Consider the following 19,334-nt stretch of genomic DNA (forward strand, 5'->3'; position numbering starts at 1 on the left):
CGTCGGGGGCCGTAGCCGTCGGCCCCCGATGGCTCTAGCCTGAGGTCATGCCTCGCTATGAATTCCGCTGCCGCACCTGCGGCGACACGTTCGAGCTCAGCCGCCCCATGGCCCAGTCCTCGGACCCGGCCTCCTGCCCCGCGGGCCACGACGACACCGTGAAGCTGCTCTCCGCCGTGGCCGTGGGCGGCGCCGCCGCGTCCGCGCCCGCGCCGTCCGGTGGCGGCGGGGGCGGTGGCTGCTGCGGCGGCGGGTGCTGCGGCTGAGTCCGGCCGCGTAGAAGCGGGAAAGCCTCGCGCGCTACTTCTCGCGTGAGAGCGTCACTTCTCGGGTGAGAGCGTCACTTCTTACGCGCGAGCGTCAGACCGTCCGCGACCGTGAGCAGCACGCTGTCCATCCGGGCGTCGGCGGTCACATGCTCGTTGAACTCCTTGATCGCCGCCGTCGGACCGGTCGCCTCCGGATCGGTGACCCCGCCGTGGAAGAGCACGTTGTCCACCGCGATGAGCCCGCCCTGCCGCATCCGGGGCACCAGCTCCTCCCAGTACGCGATGTATCCGCCCTTGTCCGCGTCCAGGTAGGCGAAGTCGATGTGCGGCTCGGCGGGCATCGCGCGCAGGGTGTCCAGGGCCGGGGCGATACGCAGGTCGATCCGGTCCGCGACGCCCGCCTTCGCCCATGCCTCGCGGCCGTACGCCGTCCACTCCTCCGAGATGTCGCAGGCGATCAGCGTGCCGTCGGCGGGCAGCGCCTGGGCCATCGCCAGGGCGCTGAACCCGGTGAACGTACCGACCTCCACCACATGCCGGGCGCCCACCAGCCGGACGAGGAAGGCCAGCAGCGGGGCCTGTTCCTCGGCCGACACCATGCCCGCGTGGTCGGGGAACCGGGCGTACGTGGTCTCCACCAGCTCCCGCTGGACCGGGTCCAGCGGCGGGTTGTGGGCCAGCATGTAGGCGTACAGCTCGTCGGTGATCGTGGTCTCGTTGCCCTTGGTCATGCCCCCAGCCTTCCCCAAGCCTCGCCCTCGCGCAGCCGAACCCGCCGGAGAGGTGATCACGCCGCCGAGGCCGCCAGGAACCGGCGCAGGATCTCCTCCCCCGCCGCCCCGCCCCGCTCCTCCAGCGCCACGACGTGCGGGGCCTGCCAGTCGTCCTCGGCCAGTTCGCCGTGGCCGGGGCGCCAGCCGAGGTCGGCGGCCAGGAGCAGGTCCGCGTCGAGGAGGGAGTCCCCGGCGGCGAGCGTGCGGGTGGCGCCGGAGCGGCGGGCGACCTCGTTCATCGCGGCGCTCTTGGTGAGCGGGGCCGGGACCGCGTAGATCTTGCGGCCCTGGAGCGAGACCGTCCAGCCGCGCTCCTGCGCCCAGACCGCCAGCTCCTTCACCCACTCCTCGGGGAGGAGGGAACGCTCCACGACCAGATAGGCGAAGAGGTCCTCGGCCACCCGGTCCTTGAGGAGCCAGGCCGGGTCGGCGGTGGTGGCGAGGTGGGCGCGGATCTCGGTGAGGGGTGCGCACTCCTCGGCGATGCGTGTCTCCACCTGCCGCTGCCAGTCCCGGTCGGAGACCCCGTCGACCAGGATGTGGCCGCCGTTGGCGCAGATCGCGTACCGGGGGGCGGGGCCGGGGAGGTGGATGCGGTGGTACTGCTCACGGGTGCGGGTGGTGGTCGGCACGAAGACCGTGGAACCGGCCACCTCGGTGAGGAGGGCGGCGGCCGTCTCCGTCATGTACGACAGGGGCTTGTGGCCGTACACCTCGACGCAGAGGAGCCGGGGGGCCTCCGCGTCCGGCATCGCCAGGCCGAGCGCTGCCGCCGAGTAGATCAGCGTACGGTCGAGGTCGCTCGCGACCAGCGTGGCCGGTGATGAAGTCACGCTCATGCGCCCTGCACCGCCTTGCCGTCCGCGCCCGTCGCACCGCGCGTGAAGCGGGGGTGGATCAGACCGACACAGCTGTACGGGAGGCCGTCGACCTCCTCGACCGGGACGCCGCGCTGCTCGGCCAGCAGCCGGATGTGCGTCAGGTCCGCGCCCGCGCCGCGCTTGGCGAGGATCTTCCAGGGGACCCGGCGCAGCAGGACCCGGGTGGTCTCGCCGACGCCCGGCTTGACCAGGTTGACGTCGTGGATGCCGTACTCCTCGCTGATCCGCTCGACGGCCGCCCAGCCCTCCCAGGTCGGGGCCCGGTCGGCGGCGAGCAGCTCCTTGGCCGCCGCGTCGACTTCGTCCGCCACCTCGTCGAAGCGCGCGGCAACGGTGTCGAGGAAGTGGCCCGAGACGTCGGACTCCGCCAGCTCCCGGTAGAACTTCCCGCCGTGGAAGTCGTCGGGCCCGACCAGGTCGGCGCGGAGCACCGTACGGGAGATGAGGCCGGAGACCGTGGAGTTGAGGCAGGCCGAGGGGATCAGGAAGTCCTCGCGGGTGCCGTACGTACGGACGCAGCCGCCCGGGTCCGCGAGCACCGCGATCTCCGGGTCGAAGCCGGTGATTCCGCTCGACGCCTCGAACGCGCTGATCGCCGCCGCCAGTTCGCGGGTGATCGCGCCCTTCCCCGTCCAGCCGTCGACAAACACCACGTCGGCCGGGTCGTGGTGCGCGGCCAGCCAGCGCAGGGCGGTGGCGTCGATGCCCCGGCCCCGGACGATGGAGATCGCGTAGTGCGGCAGGTCCAGGCCGTGCCGGTGGCGGGCCCAGTGGCGCATCAGGACCCCGACGGGCGTTCCGGCGCGGGCGAGCGAGACGAGGACCGGGCGCGGGCCGCGTTCGGCGAGGACCGTCTCGGTGACGGTGCCCACCGCGCGGGCCATGCGCGCGGCGGAGGCGTCCAGGGCGGCGGTGAACAGGGCCTGGTACTCGGCGCTCGGCTGGTACTCGACGGGCAGCGACTCGGCGTAGTGCGCGCCGCCGCTCTGGATCGCCTCCTCGCGCTCCTCGGTGGGCGCCTCCAGCTCGGTGTCCGAGAGGTCCTGGAGCAGCCAGCCGACGTCCTCCGGCGCGTAACTGGAGAAGTCGGGGCCTCGGAGGGGCTCGGGCAGCACGGCGGGCTCCTGAACAGATGGGGGGGTGTACGAGGGGACCACCGCGAGAAGCACCTGGCCGGTGTGGGCCGCCAGGCGGGCGGGCAGTCCGTCGGGGGCGTGCAGTCCGGGGGTGTCGGCGGTGGAGTCGACGACGGCGACCACCGCGTCGAAGCCCGCTCCGGCCACGTTGTACGCGTACCGGTCGCCGGGGCCGTCCGCCGGGTCGTCGTGGGCCGGGAAGACGAGGCGGGTGCGTATCGCGTAGCCGGGGTCGTCGACGGCGAGGACGGGTGAGCGGGTGGTGGTGGAGTACCGGACCTCTGCGTCCGCCCCCAGCAGCGCTTCCAGGGCGGTGCCCAGGCGCAGCGGCGCGTACATCAGCTCCTCGAAGCCGAGGACGAGCACCCGGCGGGCGCCACTGTCCAGCGCGGCGGCGATCCGCTCCGCCATCCCCGGGAGCGCCGCTTCGAGCGCCGCCCGGTGTGCCGGGGTGAAGCCGTGCCGGCCGCCGTCGGGGACGCCCGCGGGCCAGCCGAGGTCGACGCGGGTGACGGGGGCGGGGCCCTCCGGGGCCTCCCCGGACCGGCCCGTAGCGACTCCCGCACCGGCTCCCCCGGCCCGGGTCTCCATCCGGGTCCCCGCCCGGGCACCCGTCTGCTGCGCCTCCTGCTCCTTCTCCTGCGCCGCGACCAGCGCCCGGCCGCGTTCCAGTACGCCGTCCGGCAGCGACACCGTTCCGGCGGCGCGGGTCACCAGGTCGACGCGGGCGCCGATCTCGGCGGCGAAGGCGGTCAGCCGGTCGCGGTCCCCCGCCGAGCGCATGTCGACCAGGGCGACGATCACGTACCGCTCGCGCGGGTGCAGCGCGTGCAGGGCACGGATGGTGTTCAGGACCGTGTTGCCGGTGGAGAACTCGTCGTCGACCAGCACCAGGGCGGAGGCGCCCCCCGCGAACAGCTCGGGGTCCTCCGGCAGCAGCAGGTGCGAGGTGGCGTGCGAGTGGGACTCCTCGAAGCCGCCCGCCGGGGCGACGCCCGCGACCGGGCGCCGGGTGGAATGGAGGTACGGGGCGTCCCGCAGGCCGTCCGCGACGGCGTGGCCGAGGCCGGTGGCCGTTTCCGCGTACCCGAGGACGACCGCGCGGCGGGCCTCCTCATCGCCGAGGAGGGCCCGTACGCGCTCGCCGAGCCCGTACCCGGCCCCGTACACGACCGAGGGCTTCTGGGGTACGTGTTTGCCCAGCACGTTGGAGACCAGCAGGTGGGCCCGCTTGGGGTTGCGGCGCAGGGCGAGGCCCAGCAGCCCCTGGAGCTCCCCGTCGCCCTCCAGGGCCACGCCCAGCCGCTCGGCCACCCAGTCGCCCGACCACACCACGTCCACGGCCTCTTCTCTCCTCGCGCGCTCGCTCATCGACGCGCGCTCACTTCGCCAGTCCGGCGGCCAGCAGGTCGACGAAGCCGACGTCCTCGCCCGCCACCCCGAAGACCTCGGCCCGCTGGAGCGTGCGTTCGGCCCAGGCCCGGTGGGGCTTCACTTCGTTCATCTTGTTCGTATACGCGGAGCGCAGCACTCCGCCGCCCCCGCGCTCCGGCCGCAGGATGTCCTGCGCGTCGGTGAACTCCTCGTGGCTGACCACGGACAGTGCGTGGACGGGTGCCACGTGCGACGGGTGGATGCAGGTCTTGCCGAGCAGTCCGTTGGCCCGGTCGAGCTCGATCTCCCGCAGCAGGCCGTCGAGGTCGTGCTCGATGAGTGCCGTACGCAGCTCCTCGGCGCTGCCCTCCAGGAAGGGGCTGCGGCGCAGCTGGGGCTTGAACATGCGCTCCTGGCGGCGGAAGTACTCCCAGACCGGCCCGGTGATCGTGAAGCCGGTGCCGTCCGCCCGGCCCAGCACGTTGACCACGTCGGCGATGACGGAGCCGACGATCTGGACGTCGTACGCCGTCATGTCGGGTGCACGGCGCAGTCCGTATGCCGAGCAGAAGTCGGTGACGCCGAGCCGCAGGGCCAGGACCCGGTCCCGGTACTTGTCGACGGAGCGCGCGATTCCCTGGAGGACCTCGCCGCGCGTCTCCAGGTGGAGCAGCTCGGGCGATTCGAGGACGGGCATGGCGAACAGCCGCCGCCCGCAGGCCGCTTCGGCTTCCGCCAGGGCTTCCAGGAAGAGGGTTCCGCGCTCCTCGGTGAATTTGGGAAGTACAAAACCGGACAATGTCCGGACCGAGGGGCCGAGCCGCCGCACCAGGTCAGTGATCTGGCCCGGCTCGCGGACCCGGACGAAGAGCAGCGGCAGTCCGGCGCCCGTCGCGTCCCGCGCCGCGAGCTCCGTGAACTGCCGGACCAGGTTGGCCTCGGCCCCGACGACCTCGGCGTCGTCGATCGAGTCCTCCAGGCACAGGACCATGGAGACGACTCCGCGCCCGGCCTGCTTCATCACGTCGTCGGCCAGGGTGGGCCGGGTGGCCGGGGAGTAGAGCGTGGCACCCAGGGCGACGGAGAGCAGGCTCGCGGGCGAGTCGGCGCTGAACTCGCACGGCTCGCGGAAGAACAGCCCCTCTCGGGCAGCGGGCGATATGTACCCGAAGTGACGCATGAGATTCCCCCGACCTGCCTGGCCTGCCGAACAACGCATGGCCGGTAATAGTACGTACGGACGAGTGTCAACAGTTCCCGATGTACATGAATTTCCGGTTGCCCAGCCTTCGCCCGGCCTCTCCTCGCGGTACCGTTCGGTCTTCCTTCCACCCTCGCTCCGATACCCGTTCGACCCCCGCTCCGATCCTCTTCCGCCCGGCACCGGCACCTCGGGACCCGGCCGTTGCGGCCCCCGCGTTGTCCGCACGTGCCGCCAGCAGGCAGGATGACGCCCATGACGCACACGATGCTGAAGGGCTCGAACGTCCAGGTCGACGCCACGGCCGTACGGGCCGTGCTGCGCTGGACACCGGGCGCCGACGTCCCCGACGTGGACGCCTCCGCCCTGCTCCTCGGCGCGTCGGGTCGTGTGCGGTCCGACGAGGACTTCGTCTTCTACAACCAGCCGCGCCACCCCTCCGGCCTGGTCCGGCGGCTGCCGAAGCGCAGTGTCGCCGAGGGGCTCACGGACACGATCGAGGCGGATCTGGGCGGGCTCGACGCCTCGGTGGACCAGGTGGTCATCGCCGCCTCGTCCGACGGTGCCGCCTTCGCGAGCGTGCCGGACCTGCGGATACTCATCTTCGACGCGGCATCCGCCGACGGGGAGCCACTGGCGCTCTTCGATGTGCGGCCGGAGACCGGGGAAGAGACCGCGATCATCTGCGGGGAGCTCTACCGGCGCGGCGAGGGGTGGAAGTTCCGGGCGGTCGGCCAGGGCTATCCGACCGGGCTGATCGGGCTGGCCACCGCCTTCGGGATCTCCGTCGACGACTCGGAGACCGGGGACGGGGCGGCCGAACCGGCTCCCGCGCCCGCTCAGCAGGCGCCCGGTGCCCCGCACACGGCCCCCGCCCCGACGCCCGACTCCCAGGCCACGGTCCAGCACCGGCAGCCCGCCTACGGCTATCCGCCGCCCGTCGCACCGCCTGCCGTACCCCCCGTCGCACCGCCCGCCGCGCCTCCGGTGCCCGCGCCGCCGCCCGCCGCCCCGCAACCGGCGTACGGCTACCCGCAGGGGGCGGGCGCGCCGCCCGCGTACGGCTATCCGCAGCCCGCGGCAGCCGCCGCGCACGCACCCGACCCGCATTTCGTCCTGCCTCCGCAAGGTCCGCAGTTCATCCGCTCCTGATCCCGGCAGACCGGTCGGTCCCGCTCCGCGTGCGGACCGGGGAGCGGCGGGGCGCTCAGGTGCGTGACTTGTAGCCGCGCCCCCACTGCATGCCGTAGCCGTAGAGTCGGTCCAGCTCGGACTGGAAGCCGTAGACGAACTTCACCTCGCGCCGCACGATCAGTTCGCCCTTGACGTTCTCCATGGTGAACACCGCGCAGGAACGGGCCTGCGGCGCGCGTTCGTCCAGTTCGATCTCGATCCGGGGGCCGTTGCCCGGGTAGAGCGTGATCTTGGCGTGCGTACGGTCGAACGCGGGTGTCCGGTCGTAGATGTAGACGAAGAACAGCAGCCGCTTGAACTGGTCGCGCTGATCGAGATTGACGTAGACCGTCTCCCCGGAGGGGGCTCCGAAGCGGTCGTCGCCGCTGAGCCGGATGTAGGGCGGGCTGTTCAGGTCGCCGAGCAGGTTGCCCAGGGGCTGCACGACCCCCTTGGTGCCGTCCGTCAGCTCGTACATGCAGCCGAGGTCCAGGTCGACGTTGACGACGCCCTGGGTGTGTGCCTGGACCACCTCGGGCTGGAAGAGCTGGAGGGGGCGCCGCAGCCGGCCGCTCTGGCGCGAGCGGCCCTCGATGTCCGAGGTGCGCATCCGCCAGGACAGGTTGACCCTCAGGTTGCCCGAGAGGGCACCCTGCTTGCTGAGGGAGACCGTGGCGTTGCGTTTCGAGAGCACGACGGCGCTCGATGTGCCGTTGCCCGAGTCGAACTGTGCCGCGCGCGCCGGCCACAGGCCGTCGAAGAACCCCATCCCAACCCCCACCTGTTCTCTCGCCCTGTCGCCTGCTGCGGCGCCTTGTCGCCTGCTGTCCGCCGGTCCCGTACATCGCTGCGGGGCGGCCACCGGGCCGGGTCCGGGTGGTCCCGGAGAGCCGTCGCCGTGTGGGCCGCCCCGCAGAGAGAGCGTTCCTCAATCCCTACCGGGTCACACCCCGGAGTGGACGTGGGCCTTGGAACCCGCGCCTCCGCCTGCGTCCCCGCGGCCGCCGCCCGCCGCCGCGATGGCCTTGTTGCGGCGGAGCGAGGACCAGAAGGAGAGGCCGATGAGGACGACGCCGATCAGGCCGGTGATGATCTCGTTGATCTCGTACCGGATGGTGACCAGCAGGATGACGGAGAGCGCGCCGATCGCGTAGTGCGCGCCGTGCTCCAGGTAGACGTAGTCGTCCAGCGTGCCCTGGCGGACCAGGTAGACGGTGAGCGAACGGACGTACATGGCGCCGATACCGAGGCCGAGGGCCATCAGCACGATCTCGTTGGTGATGGCGAAGGCCCCGATGACGCCGTCGAAGGAGAAGGAGGCGTCCAGGACTTCCAGGTAGAGGAAGAGGAAGAACGCGGCCTTTCCGGCGAGGGCGACCCCGGTGACGGGCTTGCCCGCCTTCCTGGCCTTCTCCTCGGCCTCGTGCTCGCGCTCCTCCTCCTCTTCGAGCTTGCCCTCGAAGTAGCTGGAGAGCCCGCCCACGACGAGGTAGGTGATCAGGCCCGCGACACCCGAGAGCAGGACGGTCGACGTCTTGTCCACGTGCCCGCCGCCGTGCTGGTGGGCCTGGGTCGCGAAGGTCATCGCGCTGACCAGCAGCACGATCAGCGCGACGCAGACCGACAGCATGTCGACCTTGCCGAGCTTGGCGAGCGGACGCTCGATCCAGCGGAGCCACTGGATGTCACGGTCCTCGAAAATGAAGTCCAGGAAGATCATCAACAGGAACATGCCACCGAAGGCGGCGATCGCCGGGTGGGCGTCCGTGACCAGTTCCTTGTACCTGTCGGGGTCGTTGAAGGAGAGGTCGATGGCCTCGATCGGGCCGAGCTGCGCGCTCACGGCCACGATCACGACGGGGAACACCAGCCGCATACCGAAGACGGCGATGAGAATGCCGATGGTGAGGAAGATCTTCTGCCAGAAGGCATTCATCTTCTTCAGGATTCCGGCGTTGATCACCGCGTTGTCGAAGGAGAGCGAGATCTCCAGGATCGTCAGGATCGCGACGATGCCGAAAGCCTGCCACCCCCCGTAGAAGAAGGCTGCGACCAGGCCGAGCGCGGTCACCGCGAACGACCAGCCGAAGGTTTTCAGAACCACTGGTACCTCATCGTGTTGGGTAAGGGTCTCCCCTGGTGCGACCGGGGTTCCCCCGCGCCATGCGTGGCGTTATGAAACGTTCGCGCCGTGCGTGGCGTTATGAAACGTTGACGCCGAAGTCTAGAGCGATGCCGCGCAGCCCCGACGCGTACCCCTGGCCGACCGCACGGAATTTCCACTCGCCCTGGTAGCGGTAGAGCTCGCCGAAGATCATGGCGGTCTCCGTGGAGGCGTCCTCGCTGAGGTCGTACCGCGCCAGCTCCTGGCCGTCCGCCTGGTTCACCACGCGGATGAAGGCGTTGCTCACCTGGCCGAACGCCTGGCCCCGGTTGTCGGCGTCATGGATGGAGACCGGAAAGACGATCTTGTCGCAGTGTGCGGGGACCTGGTCGAGCCGGACGATGACCGACTCGTCGTCGCCGTCGCCCTCACCCGTCAGGTTGTCACCGGTGTGCTCGACGGAACCGTCGGGGCTGGTGAGGTTGTTGTAGAAGACGAACCACTCGTCACCGAGCACCCGGCCCGACTGGCACAGCAGCGCGCTGGCGTCGAGGTCGAAATCGGCTCCGGTGGTGGAGCGTGCGTCCCAGCCGAGCCCGACCAGCACCTGGGTGAGGTTGGGTGCGACCTTGGAGAGGGAGACATTGCCTCCCTTGGCGAGCGTGACGCCCATGTGTGTCCTCCCCGAGTCGTGGAAACGCGGACGGGCGCTTTCGGGCGCCCGTGCTCGGGCGTCGAAAGCGCCCGGTTGAGCGCGTCCGGCGCCGCAGCAGGTGCGACGCCGGACGGGGTGGTGCGTGAGCGCTGTGCGCCCGGTACTGCTCGGTGCTGCCGGAGTGAGCGCCGTCCTCAGACGTTGACGCCGAAGTCCTGCGCGATGCCGCGCAGGCCCGAGGCGTAGCCCTGGCCGATGGCGCGGAACTTCCACTCGGCACCGTTGCGGTAGAGCTCGCCGAAGACCATCGCGGTCTCCGTCGAGGCGTCCTCGCTCAGGTCGTAGCGGGCGAGCTCGGTGTTGTCGGCCTGGTTCACCACGCGGATGTACGCGTTGCGGACCTGGCCGAAGCTCTGCTGGCGGCTCTCGGCCTCGTAGATCGAGACCGGGAAGACGATCTTGTCGACGTCGGCCGGGACACCGGCGAGGTTCACCTTGATGACCTCGTCGTCGCCCTCGCCCTCACCGGTGAGGTTGTCACCGGTGTGCTCGACGGAGCCGTCGGGGCTCTTGAGGTTGTTGAAGAAGACGAAATTGCCGTCGGCCGCGACCTTGCCCTCGGCGTTCGCCAGCAGCGCACTGGCGTCGAGGTCGAAGTCACCACCGGTGGTGGTGCGGGCGTCCCAGCCCAGACCGACGATGACCGCGGTCAGGTTGGGCGCGGCCTTGGTCAGCGAGACGTTGCCGCCCTTGCTGAGGCTGACTCCCACGAGTCCTCCAGATAGTTTCTCAGGGGCCGGCAGACACCAGCGTCCCCGTCGTTCGTTGGCATCGGATCAACGATTGGATACTAGTGACCGGTTCCCGGCCAAAACAGGCTTTTGGCCGGGGGTCGCCAGAAGATCGGCTCAGAGCGCTTCGAGCGCCTTGACGTAGTCGTTCAGGTCACGCGCGTCCGGCAGGCCGTTGACGACGCTCCAGCGGACGGTGCCCGCCTTGTCGATGATGAAGGTGCCGCGCACCGCGCAGCCCTTGTCCTCGTCGAAGACGCCGTAGGCCCGCGAGGTCTCGCCGTGCGGCCAGAAGTCGGAGAGCAGCGGGTACTCCAGGCCCTCCTGCTCGGCGAAGACGCGCAGGGTGTGGATGGAGTCGTTGGAGACGGCGAGCAGCTGGGTGTCGTCGTTCTCGAAACGCGGCAGCTCGTCGCGGAGCGCGCACAGCTCGCCCGTGCAGACCCCGGTGAAGGCGAACGGGTAGAAGAGCAGGACCACGTTCTTCTCGCCGCGGAACTGCGAGAGCTTCACGGTCCGGCCGTGGTTGTCCTTGAGCTCAAAGTCCGGGGCCTCGGTGCCGACCTCGATCGCCATGGAACGCGTATCCCTTCGCCGTTTCCCTCTTCCCGGACTCCATCGGTCCGTCCGGGTTCCCGGAGCCCATCCGTCCATCCGGGTGACGCTCCCACCCTACGCACGGCCGGTGGGAGCGCGTACGAAGGCCCCCGGCAGCGCCTGAGCGCCGTCCGGGGGCCCCGGTGGGTCCTGCGAGTGGTTCAGCGCTTGGCCTTGGCCGCCCTGGGGGTGACCAGGCGGCTGCCCGACCAGTCCTTGCCCACGCTGATGCTCTTGGTCTGGGCGAGACCGGCCGTCTGGGCGGCCTCGTTGATGTCGCTCGGCTCGACGTATCCGTCACGGCCGGTCTTCGGCGTCATCAGCCAGACCGTACCGCCGTCCTCGAGCAGACCGATGGCATCCACCAGCGCGTCCGTAAGGTCGCCGTCCTCGTCGCGGAACCAGAGCAGGACGACGTCTGCGACATCGTCGTACTCCTCGTCGACGAGTTCCTGGCCGGTAGTGGCCTCAATGCCCTCACGGAGCTCCAGCTCGACGTCTTCGTCGTAGCCGATCTCCTGGACCACCTGTCCGGGCTCGAACCCCAGGCGTGCTGCCGGGTTGGTCCGCTCCTCCGCGTGGTCCGCGGTCGCGCTCACGGGATGCCTCCTGATCATGTCTTCGGAAAATGCTGCCACGCGCGTGCGCGGGGCGTAGGCCGTAGTCCACACGGGCCCGGCGAATCGCGCAAGTACCCGGCGGCCGAGACCGCCTAAACGGTGACGTTCCCTGCCACGTCACCGCAAGTTCCGGCATGTCTCGCCGGGACCTGGGGCTGCCCCTCCGGGGCTCCGCGAGGTCGCCCCGTCCGTTTACGTCCTTCCTCAGCTTATGCCGTTTCGCTCCGCCAATCGGAGCCGAACAGCCTTTGGGAACACTTGGACGCCTTGGGCGTAAGGTTGCGGTTTGCCCGTACCCAGCCGTGCACTGCCCATACTCGTGCCCCGCAGAAGAAATTTCGGAACCTCGGGGTTACCCCACGGTAGAGATGACGTCCGGGGCTTCGCGGTAGCACGATGGAGGCGGCGCGCACACAGTTGTCCCGGGGGTACGTTCCCGTAACAAGACCCCGCAGAGCACCACCGAACAGCGAAGGAACAGTGTGGCTTCCGGATCCGATCGCAACCCGATCATCATTGGCGGCCTTCCGAGCCAGGTCCCGGATTTCGATCCCGAGGAGACCCGGGAATGGCTCGACTCCCTCGACGCCGCCGTCGACGAGCGAGGCCGTGAGCGGGCCCGCTACCTGATGCTCCGCCTCATCGAGCGCGCGCGTGAGAAGCGTGTCGCCGTGCCGGAGATGCGCAGCACGGACTACGTGAACACGATCGCCACGAAGGACGAGCCGTTCTTCCCCGGCGACGAGGAGATCGAGCGCAAGGTCCTCAACGCGACCCGCTGGAACGCGGCCGTGATGGTCTCGCGGGCGCAGCGCCCCGGGATCGGTGTCGGCGGCCACATCGCCACCTTCGCCTCCTCCGCCTCGCTCTACGACGTGGGCTTCAACCACTTCTTCCGGGGCAAGGACCAGGGCGACGGCGGCGACCAGATCTTCTTCCAGGGACACGCGTCCCCGGGGATCTACGCCCGCGCGTTCCTGCTGGACCGGCTGAGCGAGGCCCAGCTCGACGCCTTCCGCCAGGAGAAGTCGAAGGCGCCGAACGGGCTGTCCAGCTACCCGCACCCGCGGCTGATGCCGGACTTCTGGGAGTTCCCGACGGTCTCGATGGGCCTCGGCCCGCTCGGCGCGATCTACCAGGCGCGGATGAACCGTTACATGGAGGCGCGCGGTATCGCCGACACCTCCAAGTCGCACGTCTGGGCCTATCTGGGCGACGGCGAGATGGACGAGCCCGAGTCGCTGGGCCAGCTGTCCATCGCCGCCCGTGAGGGCCTGGACAACCTGACCTTCGTCGTCAACTGCAACCTCCAGCGGCTCGACGGCCCGGTGCGCGGCAACGGCAAGATCATCCAGGAGCTGGAGTCGCAGTTCCGGGGCGCCGGCTGGAACGTCATCAAGCTGGTCTGGGACCGTTCCTGGGACCCGCTGCTGGCGCAGGACCGCACGGGCATCCTGGTCAACAAGCTGAACACCACGCCGGACGGGCAGTTCCAGACGTACGCCACCGAGACCGGCGCGTACATCCGCGAGCACTTCTTCGGTGACGACCCGCGGCTGCGGGACATGGTCAAGGACATGACCGACCAGCAGATCCTGCACCTGGGGCGCGGCGGTCACGACCACCGCAAGGTGTACGCGGCCTACGCGGCGGCCAAGGCGCACAAGGGCCAGCCGACCGTGATCCTCGCGCAGACGGTCAAGGGCTGGACGCTGGGGCCGAACTTCGAGGGCCGTAACGCGACCCACCAGATGAAGAAGCTCACGGTCGAGGACCTCAAGCGGTTCCGCGACCGGCTGCACATCCCGATCACCGACAAGCAGCTGGACGAGGGCTACCCGCCCTACTACCACCCGGGCCGCGACTCGGAGGAGATCCAGTACATGCACGACCGCCGCAACAGTCTGGGCGGCTATGTGCCGACCCGGGTGGTGCGTGCAAAGCCCCTGCCGCAGCCCGAGGAGAAGACGTACGCGGCTGCGAAGAAGGGTTCGGGTTCGCAGTCGATCGCCACCACCATGGCGTTCGTCCGCATCCTGAAGGACCTCATGCGGGACAAGGAGATCGGCAAGCGGTTCGTGCTGATCGCCCCCGATGAGTACCGCACGTTCGGCATGGACGCGTTCTTCCCGAGCGCGAAGATCTACAACCCGCTGGGTCAGCAGTACGAGGCGGTGGACCGCGATCTGCTGCTCGCGTACAAGGAGTCGCCGACGGGTCAGATGCTGCACGACGGCATCTCCGAGGCGGGCTGCACGGCCTCGCTGATCGCCGCCGGTTCGGCGTACGCGACGCACGGCGAGCCGCTGATCCCGGTGTACGTCTTCTACTCGATGTTCGGGTTCCAGCGCACCGGTGACCAGTTCTGGCAGATGGCCGACCAGCTCTCGCGCGGTTTCGTGCTGGGTGCGACCGCCGGGCGTACGACCCTGACCGGCGAGGGTCTCCAGCACGCGGACGGCCACTCGCAGCTGCTCGCCTCGACGAACCCGGGCTGTGTCTCCTACGACCCGGCCTTCGGGTACGAGATCGCGCACATCATGCAGGACGGGCTGCGCCGGATGTACGGCGAGGCGAACGAGGACGTCTTCTACTACCTCACCGTCTACAACGAGCCGATCCAGCACCCGGCCGAGCCGGAGAATGTGGACGTGGACGGCATCCTCAAGGGTGTCTACCGCTTCAAGCAGGGCGAGGCGGGCGAGATCCCGGCGCAGATCCTGGCGTCCGGTGTGGCGGTCCCCTGGGCCGTCGAGGCGCAGAAGATCCTCGCCGAGGAGTGGAACGTCAAGGCGGACGTCTGGTCGGCGACCTCCTGGAACGAGCTGCGGCGCGAGGCCGTGGACGTGGAGCGGTACAACCTGCTCCACCCGGAGGAGGAGCAGCGCGTCCCGTACGTGACGCGGAAGCTGGACGGGGCCGAGGGCCCGTTCGTGGCGGTCTCGGACTGGATGCGTTCGGTGCCGGACCAGATCGCGCGCTGGGTGCCCGGCACCTATCAGTCGCTGGGCGCGGACGGCTTCGGTTTCGCGGACACGCGTGGTGCGGCGCGCCGGTTCTTCCACATCGACGCGCAGTCGATCGTCCTCGCGGTGCTCACCGAGCTCGCGAAGGAGGGGAAGATCGACCGGTCGGCCCTGAAGACGGCGCTGGACCGCTACGACCTCCTGGATGTGGCAGCGGCCGATCCGGGCGCGGCGGGCGGCGACGCGTAGCCGGAGAGCTGCTGTACGGGCCCGAGGGGCGGTGGCGCGGGTGCGCCGCCGCCCCTCGGCGTGTCCGGAGGCCCCGGCGTGTCCGGGGAGCTCGCGCGTCCGGAGAGGGCGCGGGATCAGTTCTCCCAGATCTTGAACGCCCGCACCTGGTACGGGGAGTGGGGCAGCCAGGTCCCGCCGCCCGGGTAGGTCTCGAACTCGCCCGTCTCCCGGCACTCGGCCGACTGGTAGGTGGTGACGGGCCGCCCGGTGCGGTTGGCGAGGGACTGGGCGTCGCCGCCCTTGGGGAGCGGGGTGCAGCTCTCGATGTCGACGGTGGAGAGCTCGTAGGTCCGGCGGGCGCCCGCGAAGTCGGGCTTCTTCCAGAGACAGAGCCGGCCCGCCTCGCAGGTGCCGAGCCGGGCGTCCGATGCCGGGTGCGCGTCCGCCCGGGAACGGTCCTGGGCGAGGGCCTGCGGGACGAGCGCGGTCAGTGCGGTGACGGCCAGGCCCGCGGCGAGAAAGGTCGTACGCATGGTGGATCAACCCCCGTGGTCGTGTGCGCGGCGCCGACATGGCGCCCCGCTGTAGCGACCACCCTGACCGGCGCGGCGGTGCTCGGGGAAGAGGTGAAGGGCCCGGGCCACCCTGATAGGCGACAGCCCCGCCGAAAGGATTCGGCGGGGCTGTGGTGTGCGCCGTGTTGACGGCGTACGGGGGTTGGCCCCCCGGTTGTACGGGGGCAGGCCCCCGGTGCGCGCGCTTCCTAGATGTGGCCGACTCCGGCGCCCGCGTCCGCGTTCGCGCCCCGCTTGGTCAAGGTGGCGACCAGGGCCGCGACGACGGCGACGCAGCCCGCGACGGTGAAGGCCAGGCCCATGCCGGACATGAACGTGTCCCGGATGACGCCGCCGATACCGGCGATGATCTCCGGCGTCATACCGGGCGCCTGGGAGAGGGCGTCGACCGGGACCATGCCGAACTCGGCGGACTTCTCCAGCCCCGGGGCGGGCTCGCCGGGCAGCCCCGCGGCCGTCCAGTTGTCCGCGAAGTCGGCGCTGACCTTGGAGGACATGACCGCGCCGAGGACGGCGGTGCCGAGCGCGCCGCCGACCTGCATGGCGGCCTGCTGGAGGCCGCCGGCCACGCCGGAGAGCTCCAGGGGCGCGTTGCCGACGATGACCTCGGTGGCGCCGACCATGACCGGGGCGAGGCCGCAGCCGAGCAGGGCGAACCAGAGGGACATGGTGAAGGTGCCGGTGGACTCGCTGAGCGTCGTCATGCCGAACATCGCGACGGCCGTGCAGACCATGCCGCCGACCAGCGGGACGCGGGGGCCGAACTTGGTGATCAGCACACCGGCGACCGGCGAGGAGACGATCATCATGGCGGTCAGCGGCAGCAGGTGCAGTCCGCTGTCGACGGGGCTCAGTCCGTGGACGCCCTGAAGGAAGAACGTCACGAAGAAGAGGCCGCCCATGAAGGCGAACGCCATCAGCACCATGAGGATGGTTCCGGCCGTCAACGGGACGGAGCGGAACATCGCCAGCGGGACGAGCGGTTCGCGCACCTGCGTCTGCCAGACGCCGAAGGCGAGGAAGAGCGCGAGCGCGAGGCCGAGGAAGACCCAGGTCCAGGTGCCGCCCCAGCCCCAGGACTCACCGGCCTTGATGATGCCCCAGATGAGGGAGAACATCGCGCCGGAGAGCAGCAGGATGCCGAAGATGTCGAAGGAGCGCGGCGCGTTGGCGGCGCGGTGGTCCTTGAGGATCACCAGGCCGAAGACGAGCGCGATGATGCCGACCGGCACGTTGATGAAGAAGACCGACTGCCAGCTGACGTGCTCGACGAGCAGACCGCCGACGATGGGACCGCCCGCGGTGGACGCGCCGATGACCATGCCCCAGATCCCGATGGCCATGTTCAGCTTCTCGGCGGGGAAGGTGGCCCGCAGCAGACCGAGCGCGGCGGGCATCAGCAGGGCGCCGAAGAGGCCCTGGAGCACCCGGAAGAGGACGACCAGGCCGATCTCGCTGGAGAGGCCGATCGCGGCGGAGGCGGCGGCGAAGCCCGCGATGCCGATCAGGAAGGTCTGCCGGTGGCCGAAGCGGTCACCGAGTTTGCCCGCGGTGATCAGGGCGACGGCGAGCGCCAGGAGGTAGCCGTTGGTGATCCACTGGACGTCGGCGAGCGAGGCGTCCAGGTCTTCCTTGATCGCCGGGTTCGCGATGGCGACGATCGTGCCGTCGAGCGCGACCATCATCACACCGATGGCGACGGCGAACAGGGTCAGCCAGGGGTGGCCGCGAAGTCCCTTGGCAGCGGCGGGTACGGGGCCGTTCCCGGGCTCCCGCGGCGCCTTGTCAAGGGTGGTCTGACTAGTCATACGGGGAGACTAGTGACAGTCGCTGACAGTTGACAAACGCATTCATGAGTCAGTGGCTGTCGCATCGCTCACAGGTAAGCTGACCTGGACAAACAAGCGGAAAGAGGCGGGTACGTGACCCACGGGCAGAGAGCCGGAAACCGGCCCGGACTGCGTGAGCGCAAGAAGCAGCGCACCCGTGACGACCTGTTGCGCGCCGCACTCGAACTCTTCACCACCCAGGGGTACGAGCAGACCACCGTCGACGAGATCGTCGAGGCGGTCGACGTCTCCCAGCGCACCTTCTTCCGCTACTTCGCGAACAAGGAGGACACCACCTTCGCCGTACAGGAGATGGTGGAGTCCCGCTTCATCGCGGAGCTGCGCGCCCGTCCGGCCGACGAGGCCCCGTTCGAGGCCATGCGCCGGGCGGTGCTCAGCGCCTGGAACAGCATCGGCGAGGCGATCGAGGAGGTCATCACGGTCGACCTCCACATGCGGACGTACCGGATGATCGAATCGACCCCCTCCCTGCTCGCCGCCCATATGCGGCGCGGGGTCGCCCTGGAGAACCAGATCGCCCGGCTGATCGCGGAGCGCGAGGGCCTCGACGTGGACCGGGACCCCCGGCCCCGGGTGGCCGTCGCCGCGTTCTCCGGAGTGATGCGGGTGACGGGCCAGCTGTGGGGCCAGGGCCAGGACTCGAGCGTGGAGGCGCTGCGCGACCTCACGGAGGAGTACCTGGACCAGCTCGTCCCGGCCCTGGCGAGCGACTGGCGGCAACCGGCCCAAGAGGCGGCCGGAGAGTCAGCTCAAGGGGTGAGCTGACTCAAGGGTGAGCCGAGGGCGAGCTGACCCTCCGTGAAGATTTCCGGTTGAATCCTCGCAGCCGGGTGATGTCCCTCACGTGGATCACGGGTGTCCGCGCACGTCTCCTAGGGTGTGACGCAGTGACTTCCTTCGACACCTCCCCCACGGTGACCGCATGGCGCGCGCTGCTCGCCCTCGCGGTCGTGTTCGTGATGCTGGCGACCACGGGCTGGTCCGCCGCCCACCACCGTCCCGCCGACGGGCCCCGCGAGATCGCCCTCGCCGCCTGGGCCCGGGACCGAGCAGCGGGCCACCCGCTCCCCGATGCCGGGGCGCCGGCCCAGCGGCTGGCCCGCTTCTTCGCCGCGCTCACCGCGGGGCAGCGGATCGCGCTCGCGGACAAGTACCCCTCGATCGTGGGGAATCTGAACGGTGCCCCGGTCACCCTGCGCTACCGCGCCAACCGGCTGGCCCTGAAACAGGCGGCGGCCGTGGAGAAGCGGCGGACGTACGACGAGGCGCTCTCGGCGAACGGCCGGAGCGAGGCGACCCGCCGGATGCACCGCTTCCGGTCCCTGCTCGGGGAGGGCCGGCAGATCCTGGCCTTCGACCCCTCCGGGAGAGGCCGCGCCGCCGAGGTGTTCGGAGACCTCGACCGGGCCGACCGGGTCTCCGTGGTCGTCCCCGGCGTCGACACCGACCTCCTGACCCTGGAGCGGAGCAACCGCGTCAACTCCGCGCCCGTCGGCATGGCGAAGTCCCTGTACGGGGCGGAGCGCGCGGCCGCACCCGCCACCCGTACCGCCGTCATCGCCTGGGCCGACTACACCGCCCCGGCCGGTCTCGGCATGGACGCGGCGCTCGGCGTGCTCGCGGCGCAGGGTGCCGTACGGCTGAACGCGCTGGTCGGGGCGTTGCCCGGCGCATCGGACGTCTCGCTGGTCTGCCACAGTTACGGCTCCGTGGTGTGCGGGGTGGCCGCCGACGACGCCCCCGCCCGGGTGACCGACATCGCGGTGGCGGGCAGCCCCGGCATGCGGGCCGAGAGCGCCGCGCGGCTGAGGACGGACGCCCGGATCTGGGCGATGCGGGACGAGGACGACTGGATCGGGGACGTACCGCACATGGAGTTCGGCGGTATCGGCCACGGCGCCGATCCCGTGGACCCGGCCTTCGGCGCCCGGCTCGTCTCGGCGGCCGGGGCGGCCGGGCACAGCGGGTACTTCGAACCCGGCACCGAGAGCCTCGGCAACCTCGCCGCGATCGGTGTCGGCGCGTACGGATCGGTCAGCTGCGCAACGGCCGATGGCGCTTGCCGCCGTGGTATTTCCGGTGAACGGGAGGGCCGACGCGCGTAGAGAGGCGTGACAGGCCGATTAATTGCGACTTAC

The 19,334-nt window shown here is 70.4% G+C and carries 17 protein-coding genes; 5 read left to right on the plus strand and 12 right to left on the minus strand.

Going from position 1 to position 19,334, the window contains the following annotated elements:
* The first annotated feature begins 47 nt into the window (after nucleotides 1-47).
* The gene (locus B7C62_08610; protein ID ARF72326.1) at nucleotides 48-266 is read left to right on the plus strand and encodes an FmdB family transcriptional regulator; all 219 of its coding nucleotides are present in this window, start codon (nucleotides 48-50) and stop codon (nucleotides 264-266) included.
* A gap of 74 nt (nucleotides 267-340) precedes the next feature.
* On the opposite strand, the gene B7C62_08615 is transcribed toward B7C62_08610, so the two are convergent.
* The 4 genes from B7C62_08615 to B7C62_08630 are packed head-to-tail and all read right to left on the minus strand — an operon-like array spanning nucleotide 341 to nucleotide 5,613.
* Nucleotides 341-1,000, minus strand: coding sequence for an SAM-dependent methyltransferase (locus B7C62_08615; protein ID ARF72327.1), 660 nt, complete (start codon nucleotides 998-1,000; stop codon nucleotides 341-343).
* Nucleotides 1,001-1,056: 56 nt separating this feature from the next.
* Nucleotides 1,057-1,881, minus strand: coding sequence for an HAD family hydrolase (locus B7C62_08620; GenBank protein ID ARF72328.1), 825 nt, complete (start codon nucleotides 1,879-1,881; stop codon nucleotides 1,057-1,059).
* The gene (locus B7C62_08625) at nucleotides 1,878-4,430 is read right to left on the minus strand and encodes a phosphoribosyltransferase (protein ARF72329.1); all 2,553 of its coding nucleotides are present in this window, start codon (nucleotides 4,428-4,430) and stop codon (nucleotides 1,878-1,880) included. The genes B7C62_08620 and B7C62_08625 overlap by 4 nt, the downstream gene beginning before the upstream one ends.
* Nucleotides 4,431-4,440: 10 nt before the next feature.
* The gene (locus B7C62_08630; protein ID ARF72330.1) at nucleotides 4,441-5,613 is read right to left on the minus strand and encodes an ATP/GTP-binding protein; all 1,173 of its coding nucleotides are present in this window, start codon (nucleotides 5,611-5,613) and stop codon (nucleotides 4,441-4,443) included.
* 276 nt (nucleotides 5,614-5,889) lie between these two features.
* On the opposite strand from B7C62_08630, the gene B7C62_08635 reads away from it, so the two are divergent.
* Nucleotides 5,890-6,786 (plus strand): TetR family transcriptional regulator, encoded by an 897-nt coding sequence (locus tag B7C62_08635; protein ARF72331.1) that lies wholly within the window; start codon nucleotides 5,890-5,892, stop codon nucleotides 6,784-6,786.
* Between the two features lie 55 nt (nucleotides 6,787-6,841).
* Here B7C62_08635 and B7C62_08640 read toward each other — a convergent pair whose 3' ends face one another.
* The 6 genes from B7C62_08640 to B7C62_08665 form a co-directional block, all read right to left on the minus strand.
* On the minus strand, nucleotides 6,842-7,576 hold the full coding sequence (locus tag B7C62_08640) for a Tellurium resistance (protein ARF72332.1): 735 nt from the start codon (nucleotides 7,574-7,576) through the stop codon (nucleotides 6,842-6,844).
* A 174-nt stretch (nucleotides 7,577-7,750) separates the two neighbouring features.
* Nucleotides 7,751-8,911, minus strand: coding sequence for a hypothetical protein (locus tag B7C62_08645; GenBank protein ARF72333.1), 1,161 nt, complete (start codon nucleotides 8,909-8,911; stop codon nucleotides 7,751-7,753).
* Nucleotides 8,912-9,008: 97 nt separating this feature from the next.
* A complete protein-coding gene (locus tag B7C62_08650) occupies nucleotides 9,009-9,584 on the minus strand; it encodes a chemical-damaging agent resistance protein C (GenBank protein ARF72334.1) in 576 nt (191 codons plus the stop codon).
* 176 nt (nucleotides 9,585-9,760) lie between these two features.
* Nucleotides 9,761-10,336: a chemical-damaging agent resistance protein C gene (locus B7C62_08655; GenBank protein ARF72335.1), complete on the minus strand. Its 576-nt coding sequence runs from the start codon at nucleotides 10,334-10,336 to the stop codon at nucleotides 9,761-9,763.
* A 138-nt stretch (nucleotides 10,337-10,474) separates the two neighbouring features.
* Nucleotides 10,475-10,933 (minus strand): peroxiredoxin, encoded by a 459-nt coding sequence (locus tag B7C62_08660; GenBank protein ARF72336.1) that lies wholly within the window; start codon nucleotides 10,931-10,933, stop codon nucleotides 10,475-10,477.
* 182 nt (nucleotides 10,934-11,115) lie between these two features.
* Nucleotides 11,116-11,553, minus strand: a complete 438-nt coding sequence (locus B7C62_08665) for a hypothetical protein (GenBank protein ARF72337.1) — start codon at nucleotides 11,551-11,553, stop codon at nucleotides 11,116-11,118.
* A gap of 503 nt (nucleotides 11,554-12,056) precedes the next feature.
* On the opposite strand from B7C62_08665, the gene B7C62_08670 reads away from it, so the two are divergent.
* Complete coding sequence (locus tag B7C62_08670; protein ARF72338.1) at nucleotides 12,057-14,789, plus strand: pyruvate dehydrogenase (acetyl-transferring), homodimeric type; 2,733 nt, start codon at nucleotides 12,057-12,059, stop codon at nucleotides 14,787-14,789.
* Between the two features lie 116 nt (nucleotides 14,790-14,905).
* Here B7C62_08670 and B7C62_08675 read toward each other — a convergent pair whose 3' ends face one another.
* Together B7C62_08675 and B7C62_08680 are read right to left on the minus strand one after the other, a co-directional pair.
* Nucleotides 14,906-15,304: a proteinase inhibitor I36 SMPI gene (locus B7C62_08675; GenBank protein ARF72339.1), complete on the minus strand. Its 399-nt coding sequence runs from the start codon at nucleotides 15,302-15,304 to the stop codon at nucleotides 14,906-14,908.
* A 230-nt stretch (nucleotides 15,305-15,534) separates the two neighbouring features.
* A complete protein-coding gene (locus tag B7C62_08680) occupies nucleotides 15,535-17,154 on the minus strand; it encodes an MFS transporter (GenBank protein ID ARF72340.1) in 1,620 nt (539 codons plus the stop codon).
* Nucleotides 17,155-17,268: 114 nt separating this feature from the next.
* Between B7C62_08680 and B7C62_08685 the strand changes: the two genes are divergently transcribed.
* A complete protein-coding gene (locus B7C62_08685; protein ID ARF72341.1) occupies nucleotides 17,269-17,961 on the plus strand; it encodes a TetR family transcriptional regulator in 693 nt (230 codons plus the stop codon).
* 122 nt (nucleotides 17,962-18,083) lie between these two features.
* Nucleotides 18,084-19,301 (plus strand): hypothetical protein, encoded by a 1,218-nt coding sequence (locus tag B7C62_08690; GenBank protein ARF72342.1) that lies wholly within the window; start codon nucleotides 18,084-18,086, stop codon nucleotides 19,299-19,301.
* Nucleotides 19,302-19,334 lie beyond the last annotated feature (33 nt).

The organism is Kitasatospora albolonga (assembly GCA_002082585.1).
GTDB classification, from domain to species: domain Bacteria; phylum Actinomycetota; class Actinomycetes; order Streptomycetales; family Streptomycetaceae; genus Streptomyces; species Streptomyces stephensoniae.